Source organism: Bacteroides eggerthii (genome assembly GCF_025146565.1).
Classification (GTDB): Bacteria; Bacteroidota; Bacteroidia; order Bacteroidales; family Bacteroidaceae; genus Bacteroides; species Bacteroides eggerthii.
In genome coordinates this window covers 834,606-854,083 of the sequence record NZ_CP102258.1, presented here as the reverse complement: position 1 = coordinate 854,083, position 19,478 = coordinate 834,606, and the positions used below count along the sequence as shown (strand labels likewise).

At 47.4% G+C, this 19,478-nt stretch carries 17 protein-coding genes; 2 read left to right on the top strand and 15 right to left on the bottom strand.

The annotated features are described in order from the left end of the window. Positions 1-68: 68 nt before the first annotated feature. The 10 genes from NQ546_RS03535 to rimP all read right to left on the bottom strand — a co-directional run bounded on the left by NQ546_RS03535 (position 69) and on the right by rimP (position 13,107). A complete protein-coding gene (locus tag NQ546_RS03535) occupies positions 69-2,270 on the bottom strand; it encodes a sodium-translocating pyrophosphatase (RefSeq protein ID WP_004292009.1) in 2,202 nt (733 codons plus the stop codon). A 142-nt stretch (positions 2,271-2,412) separates the two neighbouring features. Beyond that, complete coding sequence (locus NQ546_RS03530) at positions 2,413-2,733, bottom strand: heavy metal-binding domain-containing protein (RefSeq protein WP_004292008.1); 321 nt, start codon at positions 2,731-2,733, stop codon at positions 2,413-2,415. A gap of 21 nt (positions 2,734-2,754) precedes the next feature. Further along, the gene (locus NQ546_RS03525; protein ID WP_039953552.1) at positions 2,755-3,966 is read right to left on the bottom strand and encodes an aminotransferase class V-fold PLP-dependent enzyme; all 1,212 of its coding nucleotides are present in this window, start codon (positions 3,964-3,966) and stop codon (positions 2,755-2,757) included. A gap of 38 nt (positions 3,967-4,004) precedes the next feature. Beyond that, positions 4,005-5,348: a Fe-S cluster assembly protein SufD gene (gene sufD, locus NQ546_RS03520; protein ID WP_004292006.1), complete on the bottom strand. Its 1,344-nt coding sequence runs from the start codon at positions 5,346-5,348 to the stop codon at positions 4,005-4,007. 24 nt (positions 5,349-5,372) lie between these two features. Continuing rightward, positions 5,373-6,128: a Fe-S cluster assembly ATPase SufC gene (gene sufC / locus NQ546_RS03515; protein WP_004293229.1), complete on the bottom strand. Its 756-nt coding sequence runs from the start codon at positions 6,126-6,128 to the stop codon at positions 5,373-5,375. 115 nt (positions 6,129-6,243) lie between these two features. After that, on the bottom strand, positions 6,244-7,698 hold the full coding sequence (sufB, locus tag NQ546_RS03510; RefSeq protein ID WP_004292004.1) for a Fe-S cluster assembly protein SufB: 1,455 nt from the start codon (positions 7,696-7,698) through the stop codon (positions 6,244-6,246). After that, complete coding sequence (locus NQ546_RS03505; protein WP_004292002.1) at positions 7,698-8,204, bottom strand: CvpA family protein; 507 nt, start codon at positions 8,202-8,204, stop codon at positions 7,698-7,700. The genes sufB and NQ546_RS03505 overlap by 1 nt, the downstream gene beginning before the upstream one ends. A gap of 157 nt (positions 8,205-8,361) precedes the next feature. Beyond that, positions 8,362-11,322: a translation initiation factor IF-2 gene (infB, locus tag NQ546_RS03500; RefSeq protein WP_004292001.1), complete on the bottom strand. Its 2,961-nt coding sequence runs from the start codon at positions 11,320-11,322 to the stop codon at positions 8,362-8,364. Between the two features lie 44 nt (positions 11,323-11,366). Beyond that, positions 11,367-12,635 carry a transcription termination factor NusA gene (gene nusA / locus NQ546_RS03495; RefSeq protein WP_004292000.1) on the bottom strand — a complete coding sequence of 423 codons (1,269 nt, stop codon included), beginning with the start codon at positions 12,633-12,635 and terminating at the stop codon, positions 11,367-11,369. 4 nt (positions 12,636-12,639) lie between these two features. Beyond that, positions 12,640-13,107: a ribosome assembly cofactor RimP gene (rimP, locus tag NQ546_RS03490; RefSeq protein WP_004291998.1), complete on the bottom strand. Its 468-nt coding sequence runs from the start codon at positions 13,105-13,107 to the stop codon at positions 12,640-12,642. 196 nt (positions 13,108-13,303) lie between these two features. Between rimP and NQ546_RS03485 the strand changes: the two genes are divergently transcribed. After that, entirely contained in the window at positions 13,304-13,705 is a 402-nt protein-coding gene (locus NQ546_RS03485) for a hypothetical protein (RefSeq protein WP_004291997.1), read from the top strand. Between the two features lie 9 nt (positions 13,706-13,714). Here NQ546_RS03485 and NQ546_RS03480 read toward each other — a convergent pair whose 3' ends face one another. After that, positions 13,715-14,419, bottom strand: a complete 705-nt coding sequence (locus tag NQ546_RS03480; RefSeq protein WP_004291996.1) for a YgjP family zinc-dependent metalloprotease — start codon at positions 14,417-14,419, stop codon at positions 13,715-13,717. A gap of 263 nt (positions 14,420-14,682) precedes the next feature. Between NQ546_RS03480 and NQ546_RS03475 the strand changes: the two genes are divergently transcribed. Then, positions 14,683-15,486, top strand: coding sequence for a head GIN domain-containing protein (locus NQ546_RS03475; RefSeq protein ID WP_039953551.1), 804 nt, complete (start codon positions 14,683-14,685; stop codon positions 15,484-15,486). A 215-nt stretch (positions 15,487-15,701) separates the two neighbouring features. On the opposite strand, the gene NQ546_RS03470 is transcribed toward NQ546_RS03475, so the two are convergent. Genes NQ546_RS03470 through speA form a run of 4 tightly spaced genes read right to left on the bottom strand, consistent with a single transcriptional unit; the run spans position 15,702 to position 19,409 of the window. Next, positions 15,702-16,184: a hypothetical protein gene (locus tag NQ546_RS03470; RefSeq protein ID WP_004291993.1), complete on the bottom strand. Its 483-nt coding sequence runs from the start codon at positions 16,182-16,184 to the stop codon at positions 15,702-15,704. After that, positions 16,174-16,683: an RNA polymerase sigma factor gene (locus NQ546_RS03465; protein WP_004291992.1), complete on the bottom strand. Its 510-nt coding sequence runs from the start codon at positions 16,681-16,683 to the stop codon at positions 16,174-16,176. The genes NQ546_RS03470 and NQ546_RS03465 overlap by 11 nt, the downstream gene beginning before the upstream one ends. A 60-nt stretch (positions 16,684-16,743) precedes the next feature. Next, complete coding sequence (argB, locus tag NQ546_RS03460) at positions 16,744-17,517, bottom strand: acetylglutamate kinase (RefSeq protein WP_004291991.1); 774 nt, start codon at positions 17,515-17,517, stop codon at positions 16,744-16,746. Then, the gene (gene speA / locus NQ546_RS03455; protein ID WP_004291990.1) at positions 17,517-19,409 is read right to left on the bottom strand and encodes a biosynthetic arginine decarboxylase; all 1,893 of its coding nucleotides are present in this window, start codon (positions 19,407-19,409) and stop codon (positions 17,517-17,519) included. Before speA ends, argB begins: the two co-directional genes overlap by 1 nt. Between the last annotated feature and the right edge of the window lie 69 nt (positions 19,410-19,478).

Below are 19,478 nucleotides of genomic sequence, written 5' to 3'. Positions count from 1 at the left end.
TCCCATGGGAGGAATAAATCCGTCCCATAGGATGAATAATTTCGTCTTACAAGACGAATATTGTAGGTTTAGAACACGCTCCAAGCAACAGTAAGACCTGCCATTACGATAGCCACCATGCTCATCAGTTTGATAAGAATGTTAAGGCTCGGACCGGAAGTATCTTTAAACGGGTCGCCTACCGTATCCCCCACAACGGTAGCTTTATGCACCTCACTGCCTTTTCCGCCGAAATTTCCTTCCTCTACGTATTTCTTGGCATTATCCCACGCACCACCGGCGTTCGCCATAAAGATAGCAAGCACGAATCCGCTGCTAAGTCCGCCAATAAGCAATCCCAGCACACCGGGCACACCGAAGATCAGTCCGGTCAGGATAGGAGCGATGATTGCTATCAATGACGGAACCACCATTTCGCGTTGCGCGCCTTTTGTGGAAATGGCCACACAACGTTCATAATCAGGCTCCGTCTCACCGGTAAGGATACCTTTTATTTCGCGGAACTGGCGGCGCACTTCATCCACCATGTGCGCAGCGGCACGACCTACGGCATTCATTGTCAGGCCACAGAACAAGAAAGCCATCATACTGCCAAGAAACATTCCCGAAAGCACTTTCGGATTCATCAGCGTTACATCATAATGGTGCATGAAATCGAAGAAGGTGGCATCCTGCACCGATACCGTCTCACCGCCCACAGAAATGTCGGTAGCACCCAAACGCGTCAGTCCGATGCGAATCTCTTCTATGTAGGACGCAAGCAGGGCAAGTCCCGTCAACGCGGCAGAGCCGATGGCGAAACCCTTACCCGTAGCGGCTGTTGTATTACCCAGAGAATCGAGCGCATCGGTACGCTTGCGCACTTCCTCGCCCAGACCGGACATTTCGGCATTGCCACCGGCATTGTCGGCAATAGGTCCATAAGCATCCGTAGCCAACGTAATGCCCAAAGTGGAGAGCATACCTACGGCAGCTATACCGATGCCGTAGAGCCCCAAGCCTACATTGGAAAAATCAAAACCGGCAGCAAAAAGATAAGAGGCTATAATGCCTACAACTACGGCAATGACCGGAATAGCAGTGGAAAGCATGCCCAAACCGATACCGGAGATGATGACAGTGGCCGGCCCCGTCTTACCGCTTTCACTCAGCTTCTGAGTAGGGCGATAGGACTGGGAAGTATAATATTCCGTAGAACGTCCGATAACGATACCTACTATCAGGCCTACAACCACCGAGCAGGAAATCCACATCCAGTTGTCCAGCTTCAACAGCCAAAGAACAAGGAAAGTGGCAACGACTATCAGTACCGAACTCAAATTCGTGCCGAAAGCAAGCGAATTCAATAAGTCTTTCATTTTGGCATCCTCTTTGGTGCGCACCGAAAAGATACCTATAATGGAGAGAATGATTCCCACAGCCGCAATCAGCATCGGAGCTATAACCGCTTTGAACTGCATCAGCGTGTCTCCCGAATGGATGAAGGCAGCAGCACCGAGGGCCGCTGTGGCAAGGATAGAGCCGCAATAGCTCTCGTAAAGGTCGGCGCCCATACCGGCAACATCGCCCACATTATCGCCCACATTATCGGCAATGGTTGCAGGATTGCGCGGATCGTCTTCCGGAATACCTGCCTCCACCTTACCCACAAGATCGGCGCCTACATCGGCAGCTTTCGTATAGATACCGCCACCCACACGCGCAAACAGCGCTTGAGTGGAAGCCCCCATACCGAACGTGAGCATTGTGGTAGTGATAATACAGAGTTTATGGGTGGGTGTCATCACATCCACCGGAATTACCGCGTTGAGCAACAAATACCAGAAAGAAATATCGAGCAGGCCAAGCCCGACCACAACGAGCCCCATCACCGCACCACTGCGGAAAGCAATACGCAGACCGGAATTCAATGAGTTGCGTGCAGCATTCGCCGTACGCGCCGAAGCATACGTGGCCGTTTTCATGCCAAGAAAGCCGGAAAGGCCGGAGAAGAAACCGCCTGTGAGGAAAGCTATCGGCACCCAAGAGTTCTGCACTCCGAAACCATAAGCCATAACAGAAAACAGAATCACCAGCCCCAGAAACACCCAACCCACAATCTTATATTGCTGGCGAAGATAGGACATGGCGCCTTTGCGCACTGCTGCGGCAATCTTGACCATTTGAGGAGTTCCCTCACTCTCTTTCATCATCTGACGGTGGAAATACCAGGCAAAGCAAAGTGCCAGAACGGAAGCGGCTGGAACCAGCCAGAAAAGCAATTGGTCCATAGCATAAATCGTATTAAAAGGTTGAACGAAAGCCTAAATGTATTGATTTGAAATGAAATAAGCAAACGATTAACCGAATTTATGCCAAGGCATGAAAAAACACATGAGGGCATCGAAACTCCAATGCCCTCATGTGTTTTCTTTATTCTATTGTTACGGCAGTACCGCAAGCAGTCACCATCAGCATACTGCCGCTGCCGCCTACCGTTTCGTAATCAAGATCCACCCCTATCACAGCATTGGCTCCCAACATACGCGCCTGTTCCTGCATCTCGCGAAGAGCAGTATCCTTTGCCTCGCGGAGCACCTCCTCGTACGAACCGCTGCGCCCGCCCACTACATCGCGGATGCTGGCAAAGAAATCACGAAAAACATTGGCACCGATAATAGTCTCACCGCTGACGATACCAAAATAACGGGTGATGCGGCCACCCTCAATGACGGAAGTTGTTGTTACTAACATAATTCTCTATTTTTAAGTTCTTCAAAACATCTTGCTGACACGCTCTATGCCTGCCACCAACACGTCTATTTCCTCTTTCGTATTATACAAGCCGAATGAAGCGCGCACCGTACCTTCAATGCCAAGGCGCTGCATCAACGGCTGCGCACAATGATGTCCCGTACGTACGGCAATGCCGAGGCGGTCGAGCAGCGTCCCCATGTCGAAATGATGAATATCGCCTACAAGGAAAGAAATGACACTGCCTTTATCTTCCGCTTCACCGAAAATCCGCATGCCGGGAATCTCTTTCAGGCGGTGCATGGCATACGCCGTCAGTTCATGCTCGTGGGTAGCGATATTCTCCATGCCAATAGCCGAAACATAATCCAGCGCTTTGGCAAGTCCGGTGGTACCGATATAATCGGGGGTACCGGCTTCAAACTTGAAAGGAAGCTCGTTGAAAGTGGTCTGTTCAAACGATACGTGTTGTATCATTTCACCGCCACCTTGATAGGGAGGTATTTTCTCAAGCCATTCTTCCTTACCATAGAGCACACCCACACCGGTAGGGCCGTATACCTTATGACCGGAAAAGACGTAGAAGTCGGCGTCCAAATCCTGTACATCCACCGGCATGTGCGGAATGGACTGGGCACCGTCTACAAGTACGGGAACGCCCTGCCCGTGGGCATAGCGTATCATTTCCCTGACAGGATTCACCGTACCCAGCACATTGGAGACATGGGCCACGCTGACAATCTTTGTACGTTCGGAAAACAGTTGCTTGTATTCATCCTGCAGAAGCTCCCCCTTGTCATTCATCGGAATGACCTTAATGGTGATGCCTTTTTTAGCAGCCAGCAACTGCCAGGGAACGATATTGCTGTGATGCTCCATGACGGAAAGAATCACCTCATCCCCCTCTTGCATAAATTCATCGCCGAAACTGGATACAAGCAGGTTGATACTTTCCGTCGTACCGCGGGTAAAGACTATTTCATTCGTGCTACGGGCATTGATAAACTTCCGCACCGTCTCACGAGATGCCTCGTGCAGCTCCGTAGCCTGTTGCGAAAGAAAATGCACACCGCGATGCACATTGGCATTGACCGAATAGTACTCGTCCGTAATGGCATCTACCACCTGACGGGGTTTCTGTGTGGTCGCACCGTTATCAAAATAAACCAACGGCTTACCATATACTTCACGAGAAAGTATCGGGAAATCAGCTCTTATCTTTTGAAGGTCCATATCTTTTAAATTATGAATGAACAATGAAGAAAGCTTCATTATTTACATATCGCGCATCCCTGACACTTGTTCAGCTCACCGCGGAAACGCTTCTCTACCAGCAGATGCAGGCGATCTTTCAAAGCATCCAGACGGATGGTATCAATCACCTCATTGACGAAGGCAAACATCAACAGCAAACGGGCCTCGCGCATGGAGATGCCGCGTTGCTGCATATAGAACAGAGCACTTTCGTCAAGCTGCCCCACCGTAGCGCCATGGCTACACTTCACATCATCGGCATAAATCTCCAGCTGAGGTTGGGTATACATGTGCGCTTCGCACGTAGCGCAAAGGTTGCGGTTCGTCTGTTGTGAGCTCGTATGTTGTGCATCGGGACGTACCAGCACCAAACCGGCAAAAGCACCGACTGACTGGTCATCGAGCACATACTTAAACAACTCGTTACTGGTGCAGTTGGGCACAGCGTGGTCTATTGTAGTGTTGTTGTCCACATGCTGGTTCTTATCTGCAATCGCCATACCGCAAAGGTTCAGTTCGGCTCCCTCGCCGGCAAGCGTAACCTCGGTTGTGTTGCGGGTGGTACCGTTGTGCAGGGTCATTCCATTCAGCAGAACATTGCTGTTGGCTTCTTGCTTGACATACAAGGCACTGATACGTACTGTACTGGTATGCGTTTCTTCCAGTTCATAGAAGTCGAAAGTGGCATTTTCACCAACAAACACCTCTATCACCTGCGTTGCAAGAAAGTTCACGCTATCCATTGCATGGTCGCACGCCAGAAGACGGGCTTGTGCACCCTCTTCCAAAATGACAAGCACACGACGGTTCACCATGAAATTGACGTCGGCACGCAGAATGTTCACTAACTGAATAGGCTTCTCCACCACTACATTCTTGGGAACATACAGCAATACACCGTCTTGCGCAAAGGCAGTATTGAAAGCCGTTACCCCATCTTTGGATGTATCTGCCAACTTGCCGTAATACTTCCTCACCAGTTCCGGATGCCGGTCGGCCATCTCCTTCAGACTTCCGAAGATGACGCCTTCGGGCAAATGCGACTTAGGCAATGCCTTGTTATAGAAAGCATCGTTCACCACAAAGTAAAGGGAAGTGCTCATATTCGGCACATCGCACTTAAATACCTCATAAGGATTGACGGGTATGTCCAAGCGGTTCAGGTTCAGCCCGTAATCAGGTTCAAAGAACTTACTGACATCGGTATATTTATATTTCTCTACCTTACGGGTTGGAAAACCAAGCCGTTCGAAGTCGGCAAATGCAGCGGCACGCGGAGCATTCAGCACTTCGGCGCTGTGACGGCATATCATCGCTTCCGTTTGGGAGAAAAGGTCTATATATTGTTGCTCTACACTCATGTTATCTAATTATGAGTTTTGAATTTATAATTCACTCGCTTCTTTCTTAATCCAATCGAAGCCACGCGCTTCAATCTCTTTTGCCAATTCAGGGCCACCGGTCTTCACGATGCGTCCGCCAAGCAACACATGGACAGTATCCGGTTTCAAATAGTCCAGCAGACGCTGATAGTGGGTGATCACCATTGCACTGGTCTGAGGCGTCTTCAGCTTATTGAAACCGTCAGCAACAATACGCAAAGCGTCCACATCAAGACCGGAATCCGTTTCGTCGAGAATGGCAAAAGTAGGTTCCAGCATAGCCATCTGAAAGATTTCATTACGCTTCTTTTCACCACCACTGAAACCTTCATTCACGCTGCGATTGGCAAGTTTGTTATCCAGTTCTACGATAGCACGCTTCTCGCGCATCAACTTCAAGAATTCACTGGCAGAGAGTGCTGGCAAATGGCGATACTTGCGCTGTTCGTTGACAGCAGCACGCATAAAGTTCACCATAGAGACGCCCGGTATCTCCACCGGTGTCTGAAATGAAAGGAAAATACCCTCGTGAGCGCGATCCTCAGGACTCATAGCCAGCAGATCCTTACCATTAAAAGTTATGGTGCCACGCGTTACCTCGTATGCAGGATGCCCCACCAGTACATTGCTCAGCGTACTTTTTCCGGCTCCATTCTGTCCCATCAGGGCATGTACCTCACCGTCGCGGATAGTAAGGTCAATGCCTTTTAGTATTTCTTTGCCATTGATGCTGGCATGCAGGTCTTTTATCTCTAACATAATCTTCAAAATTAAGAATGAAGAATTAAGAATGAAGAATCTCATAAGCATCTTCATTCCTAACTCTTCATTGTTCTATTTTAATTCTTCATTCTTCATTCTTAACTCTTCATTTTTATCCCACGCTTCCTTCCAGCGAAATAGCCAGCAACTTCTGAGCTTCCACAGCAAACTCCATTGGCAGTTTGTTCAGAACTTCCTTTGCATAACCATTCACAATCAGCCCGATAGCATCTTCCGTAGAAATTCCACGCTGGTTGCAATAGAATATCTGGTCTTCGCTAATCTTGCTGGTAGTTGCTTCATGCTCCACAATGGCTGTCTCGTTATGGATGTCCATGTAAGGGAAGGTGTGCGCACCGCATTTGTCGCCCAGCAACAATGAGTCGCACTGACTGTAATTACGGGCATTATCCGCTCTCTGGGCAACACGTACCAGCCCTCGGTAGGAGTTTTCACTCCGTCCGGCTGAGATGCCTTTGCTGACGATAGTGCTCCGGGTGTTCTTTCCGAGATGAATCATCTTCGTACCGGTATCTGCCTGCTGATAGTTATTAGTGACCGCCACACTGTAAAACTCTGCCGTAGAATTATCACCGGAAAGAATACAGGACGGATACTTCCAAGTAATGGCCGAACCTGTTTCCACCTGCGTCCAAGACAGTTTACTGTTTATTCCCTTGCAGTGGCCCCGCTTCGTCACAAAGTTATAAACTCCGCCTTTACCTTCGGCATCACCCGGATACCAATTCTGAACAGTGCTATACTTCACCTCAGCGCGGTCATGCACTACAATCTCCACAATAGCGGCATGCAATTGGTTTTCGTCACGCATCGGCGCCGTACACCCCTCCAGATAGGAAACATACGAATCATCATCCGCCACAATCAAAGTTCTTTCAAACTGTCCGGTGTTGCGGGCATTAATCCGGAAATAAGTGGACAGCTCCATTGGACAACGCACTCCCTTCGGAATATAGACGAAAGAGCCGTCGGAAAATACCGCAGAGTTCAGTGCCGCAAAGAAATTATCACGATAACCCACTACCGAACCCAAATATTTCTGAACCAAATCGGAATGCTCACGTACAGCCTCGCTGAAGGAACAAAAGATGATTCCCTTCTCCATCAACGTCTCCTTGAAAGTAGTCTTTACGGATACGGAGTCCATTACGGCATCCACCGCCATACCACTCAACGCCATCTGTTCTTCCAAAGGGATACCCAGCTTATTGAAGGTCTTGACCAACTCCGGATCCACCTCGTCCATACTCTTCGGACCGTCCTTTTTCTTGGTAGGGTCGGCATAATATGAAATGGCCTGATAATCTATTTCAGGAATACGGAGATGCGCCCATGTAGGCATCTCCAGCGTCAGCCAATGACGGTACGCTTTCAAACGGAACTCTAACAACCATTCAGGTTCTTCCTTCTTCCGGGAAATCAGCCGTACCACATCCTCATTCAAGCCGCGCTCAATGATGTCTGTGTGCACGTCGGTGGTGAAACCGTACTTGTACTTCTCCTGAGTGAGTTCCTTTACATATTTATTGGGTTCTTCTTGTTGCATTATTCATTCAATATATATTGTTCTGTAACATGCTTAGCTGCGGGAAAGAATATCCCGGCAAACGATTTCATAGGATAATATAACACCGATTCTTCCTTTTTTGTTTGATCCAGCAGCGTATTGTCCTCATCGATAAATTCAATAACACCGATTAGCAGGCTTACCAGCAAAAGAGACTTTAACGCTCCCAACCCGGAACCTAACCAACGGTTCAGCCAGCCGAGCGAAACCGCCTCCATTGCCTTTGTCAGCAAAGAGGCTATCAGGGCAAAAGCCAACGGCACAGCTATCCAAATAGCTATAAACGCCAACACCTGTGCCACTGTCATTGAGTCGGTTACTTTGGAAAACACTTTCTCGGCAACAGAAGCATACAGTGCTTTTGCCGCCAGCAGACCGACAATCAGTCCCAACAAAGCAGCCAGTTGCTTCACAAACCCCTTCATGAAACCAACGACCGCCCCTGCACCAATCACGACTAATATGACTATATCTATGGTTGCCATAATTAAAAAAGGATAATAAAGTGACAAGGTTATAAATTAATAAAAGTGACTATACAACAATGTGCCAATTGACTGCGCAAGAGATGCCGCAGGGCAATTGGCACATTGGCACATGCTATCACGTTATTACTTTATCACGCTATCGCCTTATCTTTTCTTATAAGGTTTGCTTTACTTCTACTTCTTCGTAAGATTCTATGATATCCCCTATCTTGATATCGTTGCAGTTCGTCAAGCTGATACCGCATTCAAAGTTAGTACCTACTTCCTTCACATCATCCTTGAAGCGTTTCAAGGCGTTGATGTTTCCTGTGAAGATAACGATGCCGTCACGTATCAGACGTGCCTTGTCACTACGTTTCACCTTTCCGGTCTTCACCATGGCACCTGCCACGAGACCCACTTTGGTAATATTGAACACCTCACGCACTTCAATCGTTGCCGTAACCTGTTCCTTCAAAGTCGGCGCCAACATGCCTTCCATAGCAGCCTTCACCTCTTCGATCGCATCATAGATGACAGAGTACTTGCGGATATCCACACCTTCTTGTTCTGCCAGTTTAGCGGCAGCACCCGAAGGACGAACCTGGAATCCAACGATAATCGCATCCGAAGCGGCAGCCAAAGACACATCCGATTCGGAGATAGCACCAACGCCCTTGTGGATAACGTTCACCTGTACCTGTTCAGTAGACAGCTTGATCAACGAGTCGCTCAACGCCTCGACAGAACCGTCCACGTCACCCTTCACGATGATATTCAGTTCGTGGAAGTCACCCAATGCCAAACGACGGCCTACTTCGTCCAGCGTCAGCATCTTCTGTGTACGCAGACCCTGCTCACGCTGCAACTGTTCGCGTTTGTTGGCAATCTCACGCGCTTCCTGTTCAGTTTCAATTACATGGAAGGTGTCACCGGCAGCGGGAGCACCGTTCAAGCCCAGAATCAAAGCCGGTTCCGAAGGACCCGCCTCTTTCATGCGCTGGTTGCGTTCATTGAACATGGCTTTCACCTTACCGTAACTTGTACCTGCAAGCACAATGTCACCCATCTTCAATGTACCGTTGGACACCAATACCGTAGCCACATAGCCACGACCTTTGTCCAATGAGGACTCAATGATAGAACCGGTGGCACGACGGTTGGGATTTGCTTTCAAATCCAACATTTCAGCCTCCAGCAATACTTTTTCCATCAAATCACTTACACCAATACCCTTCTTAGCGGAAATATCCTGAGACTGGTACTTGCCACCCCATTCCTCAACGAGGAAGTTCATGGCAGCCAGTTCTTCTTTAATCTTATCCGGATTGGCAGTCGGCTTATCAATCTTGTTGATGGCAAACACAATGGGCACACCGGCAGCCATGGCATGATTGATAGCTTCCTTAGTCTGCGGCATCACGTTGTCGTCGGCAGCCACAATGATGATAGCAATATCCGTAGCTTTGGCACCGCGAGCACGCATAGCGGTAAACGCTTCATGTCCCGGAGTATCAAGGAACGTAATCTTGCGGCCGTCTTCCAGCGTTACGTGGTAAGCACCGATGTGCTGTGTGATACCACCGGCTTCACCGGCAATCACATTTGCCTTACGGATATAGTCGAGCAACGAAGTCTTACCATGGTCTACGTGACCCATTACCGTTACGATCGGAGCGCGATGTTCCAAATCCTCCTCGGCATCTTCTTCCTCTACGATAGCCTGTGCCACTTCCGCACTTACATATTCTGTTTTGAAGCCGAATTCTTCCGCCACCAGATTGATTGTCTCGGCATCCAGACGCTGGTTAATGGAAACCATCATACCGATGCTCATACAAGTAGCGATGACCTGCGTAACAGAAACGTCCATCATGCTTGCCAACTCGTTGGCTGTCACGAATTCCGTCAGCTTCAATACTTTGCTTTCCGCCATTTCCTGGTCTTCCAACTCCTGCATACGGTTGGACACCATGTCACGTTTTTCCTTACGGTATTTCGCTCCCTTATTCTTACCTTTGGAGGTCAGGCGAGCCAAAGTTTCCTTTACCTGCTTTGCTACATCCTCTTCACTTACCTCCTGTTTGATAACAGGCTTTTTGAAGCGGTCTTTATTCTTATTCTTACCGGACTGCTGGTTATTGCCACCTTGCTGACTTCCGCCTTTCGAGCGGTCGTTTCCGCCACGCTGGAAATTGGACGCATTGTTGATGTCCACTTTTTCCTTGTTGATACGGACGCGTTTCTTCTTGGCATTGGCATCATTGCCGTCCTTCGAATCTTTTGTCTTATTATCATCACGACGGATCTCTTTGATAATGGCCTCTTTCATCAGCTTCTTCTGATCCTGACGCTGTTTCTCCTTTTCTTCACGTTCCTTCCGCTTTTCCTCTTTCGATTTCTTCTTCGGACGTGTAGACTGGTTCAGCGCAGCGAGGTCTATTTGTCCGATGACATTAATCTTCGATACAAACTCCGGCTGGTGTATTTTAAATATCTCTTCTTTGTCTTCCGAAACCACCTCCTCAGTCTCAACAGGAACCGGTTCTTCCTTAGGTGCTGATACAGGTTCGGCAATGACAGGCACAGGCTCTTCTTCCACAACAGGAGCCGGCTCCACAACCGGAGCAGGTGTTGGTTCGGGTTGAGGTTCGGGAGCGGAAACAGGTTCCGGCTTCGGGGCCTCCACAACCGGTGCAGGCTCTTCAGCCTTTATTTCCTCAACTACCGGTTTTTCCGGTTCTACTTCTTTCTCTTTTTCCACCGTATGTTTGCGATTCAGTTTATCCAAATCAATTTTGCCGACAGGCTTAAACTTCGGACGTACATCTTCGGGAACCACAGTCTTCACCACCTCTTCGGCTTTCGGTTTTTCCTGTGTTTCCTTGTCATAGCCGTCAATAGACACTGATGCCTTGTTACGATCCTTACTCTGGCGTTCCTGAATGAAACGCTCTGTTTTCAGTTTAAGATCCTTATCTGTACTAAACTCTTTCACGAGTAAGTCATACTGCTCATCGGTAATTTTCGTGTTGGGATTTGCTTCAATGGCATGTCCCTTCTTTTGCAAGAACTCAACTACCGTCGTGATTCCTACATTTAAATCTCTTGTTACTTTATTTAACCTTATCGTCATACTTTAATTTAATGAATAATGGAGAAAGAAGTGGTAGTTAGTGATTAGTGATTTTCTTCTTCTTCAAACTCCGATTTCAAAATGCGTAATACTTCGTCCACCGTTTCCTCTTCCAAATCAGTTTTTTCAATCAACATCTCGCGCGGAGCATTCAACACAGCCTTGGCAGTATCAATGCCGATAGCCTTAATAGCATCGATTACCCAGCCGTCAATCTCATCGCGGAATTCATCCAAGTAGATATCCTCATCTTCTACCGCCTCATCCAACTCGCGGAATACGTCAATAGTGTACTCAGTCAACATACTGGCCAGCTTGATGTTCAAGCCGCCTTTACCGATAGCCAGCGATACCTCCTCCGGTTTCAAGAAAACCTCTGCTTTGTGTTCCTCCTCGTTCAGACGAATAGAAGATATTTTAGCAGGGCTAAGTGCACGCTGTATAAACAACTGGATATTCGACGTATAGTTGATAACGTCAATATTTTCGTTGCGAAGTTCGCGGACAATACCATGAATACGGCTGCCTTTTACACCGACACAAGCACCCACCGGGTCAATACGATCATCATATGACTCTACGGCAATTTTAGCGCGTTCACCGGGAATACGGGCAATCTTCTTGATAGTAATCAGTCCGTCATTAATTTCAGGTACTTCCATTTCAAACAGACGTTGCAGGAAAACGGGCGACGTACGACTCAAGATAATCTTCGGATTATTGTTCTTGTTGTCAACACGAGCCACCACAGCGCGGGCTGTTTCTCCTTTACGGTAGAAGTCGCTCGGTATCTGTTCGGTTTTGGGCAACAGCAATTCATTGCCTTCATCATCGAGGAGCAACATCTCCTTTTTCCAAATCTGGTAAACCTCTGCATTGATAATGGTACCTACCTTATCAATATATTTATTATAAATACTGTCTTTTTCCAATTCCAAGATCTTGGAAGCCAAAGTCTGGCGCAGGTTCAGGATAGCACGACGGCCAAACTTCGCAAAGTTCACTTCGTCCGTCACTTCCTCTCCCACTTCATACGAAGCATCAATTTTTTGGGCTTCGCTCAAAGAAATCTGCAAGTTCGGATTTTCAAGGTCTTTATCTGCCACTACTTCACGATTACGCCATATTTCGAAGTCACCCTTATCCGGGTTCACGATTACGTCGTAATTCTCATCAGTACCGAACATCTTTGCAATCACACTGCGGAACGACTCTTCGAGTACGCTCACCATGGTGGTTCTATCAATATTCTTCAGTTCTTTAAATTCCGAAAAGGTATCTATCAAGCTGATAGTTTCTTCTTTCTTGGCCATAGTCTTATTTAAAACTAATTAAGTATTTAGTATATTTTATCTCTTCGTATGTAAAGGTCAGGTCTTCATCCACCATTTTAGGACGTTTGGCACCCTCTTCTTTCACTTTCTTTTGAACGGTGACGGTGAACTGCTGCTCGTCAGCGCCTTTCAAGATGCCGCAATGCTTACGGCCGTCTTTCGCCAGCACCTCCACCTCTTTGCCGATGTGGTTGACATACTGTTGCAACACTTTAAACGGCTGTCCGATACCGGCAGAGCCGACTTCCAGTTCGTAATCCTCATCCTCACGATTCAGCCGGGACTCTATGTAGCGGCTCAGCTCTACACAATCCTCAATCCAAACACCTTCTTTGTGGTCTATCTCCACCACAATCTTGTCATCCGGGCTGATTATAACTTCCACCAGGAAGTAATCTTTATCTTCCAGCCACTCATCTACAATTTGACAAACAGTTTTTTTTTCTATCATAGATTAACCATTAAGAACAAAAAAGAGGAGCTCAATCGCCCCTCCACCTTTCATCCGTTTCGGGTGCAAAGATATAAATAATCTGTTCGACTACAAAATAATAGGAGAAAAAAAGAATATTTAGCACTACGGTCCGAAATGTTCCTTCATTTAAAATTAATCGCTACATTTGCATGGTTCTTTAAACTTGATCATCATGGCACATCACCTGAACACCAATAAACAGTTTATGATAGGCAACGGCATCCTTGCGTTTGCCGTAATATTCGTTGTCGTTATCTTTGTCTATATGAGCATGCGCCTGCAGCAACGCAAAGAAGGCGAACGCTACTTTGCCGAGACCTACAACATCACTTTAGTGAAAGGGTTTACCGGTGATTCCATATCCGTTCTTCTCAACGACAGTGTCCTAATCGACCAACGCATAAACAAAGAACCTTTTACCTTTGAGGTGAAACGGTTTGCCGAGCAAAGCGCTTTGATGATAGTGGACCAAGCAACCGACAAACTTTCCTTATTCGAATTGAGCGAGAAAGGTGGAAATTACCGTTTTGAAAAAGAGGATGATGAAGTGAAACTATTGGCGCAAGAAGACTAAAGCCACGCATTAAAAGTCAGTTTTATACTTTCTCAATTCTTTACGAAAATCCTGTGCCTTATTGCCCGTCATGCTATCGAGCAATTCCCAGAAATGTTCACCATGATTCATTTCACGAGTATGCGCCAATTCGTGGAGCAGCACATAGTCAATCAAGTGTCCGGGCAATAAAACAAGAAAATAGGACAGGTTGATATTTCCACGAGCCGAGCAACTCCCCCAACGTCCGCTACTGGAATTTATTTTTACGCTCTTATAAGAAAGGTTGTGTTGAAGCGAGAGTGCATAAAGCCGGGGAGGAAGAATAATCTTGGCATTACGACGCAAGGCTTCTTCAATCACTTTCCGCAACCAGGCTTGCAACTCTTTATTCGAAAAGTCCGCATGCGGCGGGCAGATAATCTGCATCTCTCCCAATTCCGAACGTGAAAGGAAACGGTCGCGTTCTCCACTAACCAAACTCAGTTTAAAGAATTCCGTATCAATCCGATAGTTCAAATCAATCAACGGACGACTTTGCTTCTGTTGCGCCACCCTCAGCCGGGGACGCAATTGCTCTACGGCATTTCTTACTTCTGCAACCGTTGTACCCGGCGGAACAGTCACATAGACGGCATCCTCCCGCGTACGGAAAGTTAAACGCCGCGCACGTATATTTACCCGCACCAGTAAGCGCCCCAACTCTTCATCCTCCAAAATACATTCCGTCATCATCTGCTCTTTTCTAATAGAAATACAGGCAAAAGAACGAAGAATCGTCCGAAAAAGCAAACGGTTGTTTATCAAAAACGAACAAGATGTTCAAAAGCGGACACTTCGATTAGCCTATTACACACTAATAAACAAGGACTTACAACTATGGCACGAATTTTGGATAAAAGTCCGTAACCAAATGTTTCCGATAAAAAGCCATAAGAACTGCAACTTTCCGGAAAAAGATAGCGTCTAACAAACAAAAGAACTTAAAATAAATGAGTATGAAAAATTTAACAACATTCGTTTCAGCCATCCTCTTGGTATTCAGCACTACCGCTTGTTCTCAGTACCGCCACACAGAGCACACAGGAGCTTTCGGCGGTAAGACTGTCAAAGCAAGCAAGAACTATGTAACCAAAAACATCAAAGTAGATAACTTCACCGGGCTGAATCTGGCAGGCAGTCCCGATGTCATTTACACCCAAAAGGCAGGCAAACCCGAAGTAGAGGTATACACATCCGACAATATCGTAGACCTATTAGACATCAATGTAGCCAACAACACCCTGAACATCCGGTTCAAGAAAGGTGTCAATGTATCTTTCAACAAACTGGAAATCCGCATCTCCTCCGAAACGCTCAATAGCATCTCCATTGCCGGAGCCGGAAACATAGAATTGGCAAACGGGCTGAAGACAGATCATCTTAAAGTATCCATTGCCGGATCCGGTGACATACAGGGCAGCAACATCACTTGCACCAAGCTCAAAACATCCATAGCAGGATCCGGAGATTTGAAACTCAACAACATATCAGCCACCAACACCGAAGTATCCATAGCAGGATCGGGTACGGCAATACTGACGGGAAAGACCCGGGAAGCCAGTTATCGTATAGCAGGTTCAGGCGACCTGTTTGCTTCCGACCTGCAGGCTGAGCGCGTATCGGCAAGCGTGTCAGGGTCGGGTGACATCAAATGCCATGCTACCGACTTTCTGAAAGCACGCACCAGCGGAAGCGGCGACATCGGTTACAAAGGCAATCCGGAATTGGACGTTCCTAAAAAAGGCTTATACAAACTCTGATTAGACCATTCACTACATAGGGCACAGCAACCGGAAGGGCAAAAACATAATGGGACGCTGCATCACGCGGCGTCCCATTTATTTTAGTTAGTTTTTATAAAATTTTGAGAGAATTGAAACTTCACAGCTTCTGTTTTTTTGTTTTAATAAAAGCACACTAACTATATTATATTTAAAGCAAATGAAAATGTTATTTTAAAAAGCAAATGAAAAATCTATTCCTTGATCTCCTTCTCCTTATTAACGCGATGCAGGCTATCCATAATCTGCTTCTCGTGCGTTACGACCATATCTCCCGAAAGAGCTACCGACGGAGCTGAAATCTGCTTACCGATAGTATCGGCTGCGGCCACTTCCTTTACATCGGAAAAGAATGAATGTTGCATTGCATTACCCAATGAAAGCACCACCGCCACTGCTGCTGCGGCTTTGAACAACGGCATGAAGCGTGCGGTCAGTGTCATGCGCCTGGCTTTCACAACCGGAGCTTCAATCTCAGCAAGCACCCGTACATCGAAATCCGCGCCCAGATGCTCTTCCTGCTGAAGTTGCTGATACACAAACAAATCTTTGTAACGGAGCAAATGTCCGGGAACATCCCCTTCCATAAAGAAAGTACGCAACTGCGCTTCTTCTTCAAGAGAAGTCTCACACTGCCAATAGCGTTCCAAAAGTTGTTCTATATATTTAGAGTCCATAGCCTTCTATATCAATAAACCGTTGCTTAACCTTCTGCCGCGCCCTGAAAAGATTCACTTTAACCTGCTCTTCTGTCAAATTCAGGACAACCGCAATCTCTTTATAACTCTTACCTTCAACATCCCTCAACTGCATAATCAGCCGTTGTTTTTCGGGAAGCTCATTCATCAGGCGGTGTATCAGAGCCATCCGTTCTTTACTCACCAGCCTTTCGTAAGGGCTCGACGCATCGGAAGCATCTTCCATATCGGGTGTCAGTTCCACCGCCCGGGCATCTTTCCTTTCACTGCGGTCTATTGCCAGGTTCCTTGCCACTGTCAGGCAATAAGCCTCAATAGATCCGAACTGCGGCCACTCGTCACGTTTGTTCCACACCCTAATCAATGTTTCCTGCACAACATCTTCCGCTTCCGCCCTGTTAAATGTAATTCTCAGGGCCAGCCGAAAGAGTTTGTCTTTCAGCGGGAGAATGTCATTTCGAAAACTGATTTCTTGCATCTCTGATTAATTGACGGTTCAGCAGACCGAAAGTTACAGTCTGCCGCCACTTTTTTTGAATTATTTTATGATACGGGTTCCTCCGGCACTGTTTATGGCTGAAGCTAACGTGATTACGACTTCCATCACTCCGGCGTTCAAAGCCTCGAAAGAATTCTCCAGCTTGGGAATCATGCCGCCTTGTATCACTCCTTCGGCAACATATTGCTTAAATTCTTCCGGAGTAATCTGAGGGATCACGCTCTCATCGTCGTTTTCATCACGCAACACGCCCTTCTTCTCAAAGCAGTAAACCAGCGTCACGTCAAACTGTCCGGACAATGCCTTAGCCGTTTCCCCGGCAATCGTATCAGCATTCGTATTCAGCATATGCCCCTCACCGTCATGTGTCAGCGGAGCCATCACCGGAACAACGCCTTTACGGATGAGACTGCCCAAGAAATCCCCGTTCACCTGCTTCACATCGCCTACAAAGCCATAGTCAATCTCTTTCACCGGGCGTTTCACAGAACGGATCACATCCATATCCGCACCCGTCAGGCCAAGCGCATTCACGCCACGCGCCTGCAGACCGGCAACGATGTTTTTATTTACCAATCCGCCATACACCATTGTCACCACCTTCAAGGTTTCGGCATCGGTGATGCGGCGTCCATTTACCATTTTGCTTTCAATACCTAACAGGGCCGCAACCTTCGTTGCCGAGCGTCCACCGCCATGCACCAGCACTTTATAGCCCTTGATAGCGGCAAAATCATCCAACAGTTTACAGAGCGTTTCCTCCTCTTCCACGATTTTGCCACCCACCTTAATTACTGTCAGTTTCTCTCTCATTATTCCAAATATGTATATCCGTACAAGCCGGAGCGATAGTTAGACAAAAATTCCTTTCCTTCTTCCAAAGATATGCGTCCTTCTTTTACCGACTGGGTTACCCATGTCTCCAGAGTGCGCACCAGCTTCTTCGGGCTGTATTGTACATAGTCCAGCACCTCTGCCACCGTTTCACCGTCAATCACCTGTTCTATCGTATAGCCCTTGTCGCTTACGGACACATGCACCGCGTTCGTGTCGCCAAACAGATTATGCATGTCGCCGAGAATCTCCTGATAGGCACCCACGAGGAACACTCCCACATAATAGGGTTCCTTGTTCTTCAGAGAATGTACCGGCAAGTAATGAGACACGTTCTTGGTAGAGATGAAGTTCGCAACCTTACCGTCCGAGTCACAGGTGATATCCTGCAACGTAGCCGTCCGGTCCGGCTTTTCGTCCAGACGCTGAATGGGCATAATGGGGAATATCTGGTCTATCGCCCACGAGTCCGGCAAGGACTGGAAAAGCGAGAAGTTGCAGAAGTATTTATCCGCCAGCAATTTGGGAAGTCCGCGGAATTCGTCGGGCGCATGCTTCAGGCCGCTGGCAATCTGATTCACTTCGCGCATGATAGACCAATACAGGCGCTCTATCTTAGCGCGGGTCTGCAAGTCCACAATACCATGGCTGAACAAGTCGAGCGCCTCTTCGCGTATCTGCTGCGCATCGTGCCAAGCCTCCAGCATTTTGTTCTGGTTCAATGTATCCCATATGCCGTAAAGTTCCCTCAGCAGTTCATGGTCGTTTTCGGTCACCTCCTCCTCATCGTCCCATTCAGGAAGGTTGGTTGTCTCCAACACTTCAAAAATGAGTACGGAATGATGCGCAGTCAGGGCGCGTCCGCTCTCCGTTATTATGTTGGGATGCGGAATACCGTTCTTATCGCTGGCATCCACCAAAGTAGATATAGAGTCGTTCACATATTCCTGAATGGAGTAGTTCACGCTACCCTCGCTATTGGAAGAGCGCGTTCCATCATAGTCCACTCCCAAGCCGCCGCCTATATCCACAAATTCCACTTTGAAGCCCATGCTATGCAGTTGCACATAGAACTGCGACGCTTCACGCAAGGCAGTTTTGATACGGCGTATCTTCGTCACTTGGCTTCCGATATGGAAATGTATCAATTTCAGACAATCCTGCATGCCTTTGTCAGCCATGAAGTCCAGTGCTTCGAGCAACTCACTGGAAGACAGTCCGAACTTACTTGCATCGCCGCCGGAGTCTTCCCATTTGCCGCTTCCCGACGAAGCCAGCTTGATACGAATACCGATATTGGGTTTTACGTTCAGTTGCTTCGCCATCTTGGCTATCAGCTTCAGCTCGTTCAGTTTTTCTACCACGAGGAAGATGCGTTTTCCCATCTTCTGCGCCAACAAAGCAAGTTCAATGTAGCTTTCATCCTTATATCCGTTGCAGATAATCAGCGAATCGGAGTTCATATTGATAGCAATCACTGCATGCAATTCCGGTTTGGAGCCCGCTTCCAGTCCAAGATTGAACTTCTTGCCATGGCTGATAATCTCCTCAACCACCGGACGCATCTGATTCACTTTAATAGGATAGATGATAAAGTTTTCCGCTTTATAACCATACTCCTCTGCCGCCTGCCTGAAACAACAGGAAATCTTTTCGATCCTGTTGTCAAGGATGTCGGGAAAGCGGACCAGCATGGGAGCCATCACATCACGCAGCTGCAATTCGTCGACCAGCTCTTTCAAATCAACGCCAACTCCGTCTTTACGCGGTGTTACTACAACATGACCTTTGTCATTGATACCAAAGTACGAAGTGCCCCAACCTGTAATGTTGTACAGCTCTTCTGAATCTTCAATACGCCATTTTCTCATTTCTTGTTACTCTGCTGTTTTAAGTAATTTGTATTTATAAAAAGGGGTACAAAAATACATATAAATCCG

Bases quoted from the DNA above. Each gene is read 5' to 3' on its own strand.
- NQ546_RS03535 (WP_004292009.1), bottom strand. From the start codon at position 2,270: ATGGACCAATTGCTTTTCTGGCTGGTTCCAGCCGCTTCCGTTCTGGCA.
- NQ546_RS03530 (WP_004292008.1), bottom strand. From the start codon at position 2,733: ATGTTAGTAACAACAACTTCCGTCATTGAGGGTGGCCGCATCACCCGT.
- NQ546_RS03525 (WP_039953552.1), bottom strand. From the start codon at position 3,966: ATGGACCTTCAAAAGATAAGAGCTGATTTCCCGATACTTTCTCGTGAA.
- sufD (WP_004292006.1), bottom strand. From the start codon at position 5,348: ATGAGTGTAGAGCAACAATATATAGACCTTTTCTCCCAAACGGAAGCG.
- sufC (WP_004293229.1), bottom strand. From the start codon at position 6,128: ATGTTAGAGATAAAAGACCTGCATGCCAGCATCAATGGCAAAGAAATA.
- sufB (WP_004292004.1), bottom strand. From the start codon at position 7,698: ATGCAACAAGAAGAACCCAATAAATATGTAAAGGAACTCACTCAGGAG.
- NQ546_RS03505 (WP_004292002.1), bottom strand. From the start codon at position 8,204: ATGGCAACCATAGATATAGTCATATTAGTCGTGATTGGTGCAGGGGCG.
- infB (WP_004292001.1), bottom strand. From the start codon at position 11,322: ATGACGATAAGGTTAAATAAAGTAACAAGAGATTTAAATGTAGGAATC.
- nusA (WP_004292000.1), bottom strand. From the start codon at position 12,635: ATGGCCAAGAAAGAAGAAACTATCAGCTTGATAGATACCTTTTCGGAA.
- rimP (WP_004291998.1), bottom strand. From the start codon at position 13,107: ATGATAGAAAAAAAAACTGTTTGTCAAATTGTAGATGAGTGGCTGGAA.
- NQ546_RS03485 (WP_004291997.1), top strand. From the start codon at position 13,304: ATGGCACATCACCTGAACACCAATAAACAGTTTATGATAGGCAACGGC.
- NQ546_RS03480 (WP_004291996.1), bottom strand. From the start codon at position 14,419: ATGATGACGGAATGTATTTTGGAGGATGAAGAGTTGGGGCGCTTACTG.
- NQ546_RS03475 (WP_039953551.1), top strand. From the start codon at position 14,683: ATGAAAAATTTAACAACATTCGTTTCAGCCATCCTCTTGGTATTCAGC.
- NQ546_RS03470 (WP_004291993.1), bottom strand. From the start codon at position 16,184: ATGGACTCTAAATATATAGAACAACTTTTGGAACGCTATTGGCAGTGT.
- NQ546_RS03465 (WP_004291992.1), bottom strand. From the start codon at position 16,683: ATGCAAGAAATCAGTTTTCGAAATGACATTCTCCCGCTGAAAGACAAA.
- argB (WP_004291991.1), bottom strand. From the start codon at position 17,517: ATGAGAGAGAAACTGACAGTAATTAAGGTGGGTGGCAAAATCGTGGAA.
- speA (WP_004291990.1), bottom strand. From the start codon at position 19,409: ATGAGAAAATGGCGTATTGAAGATTCAGAAGAGCTGTACAACATTACA.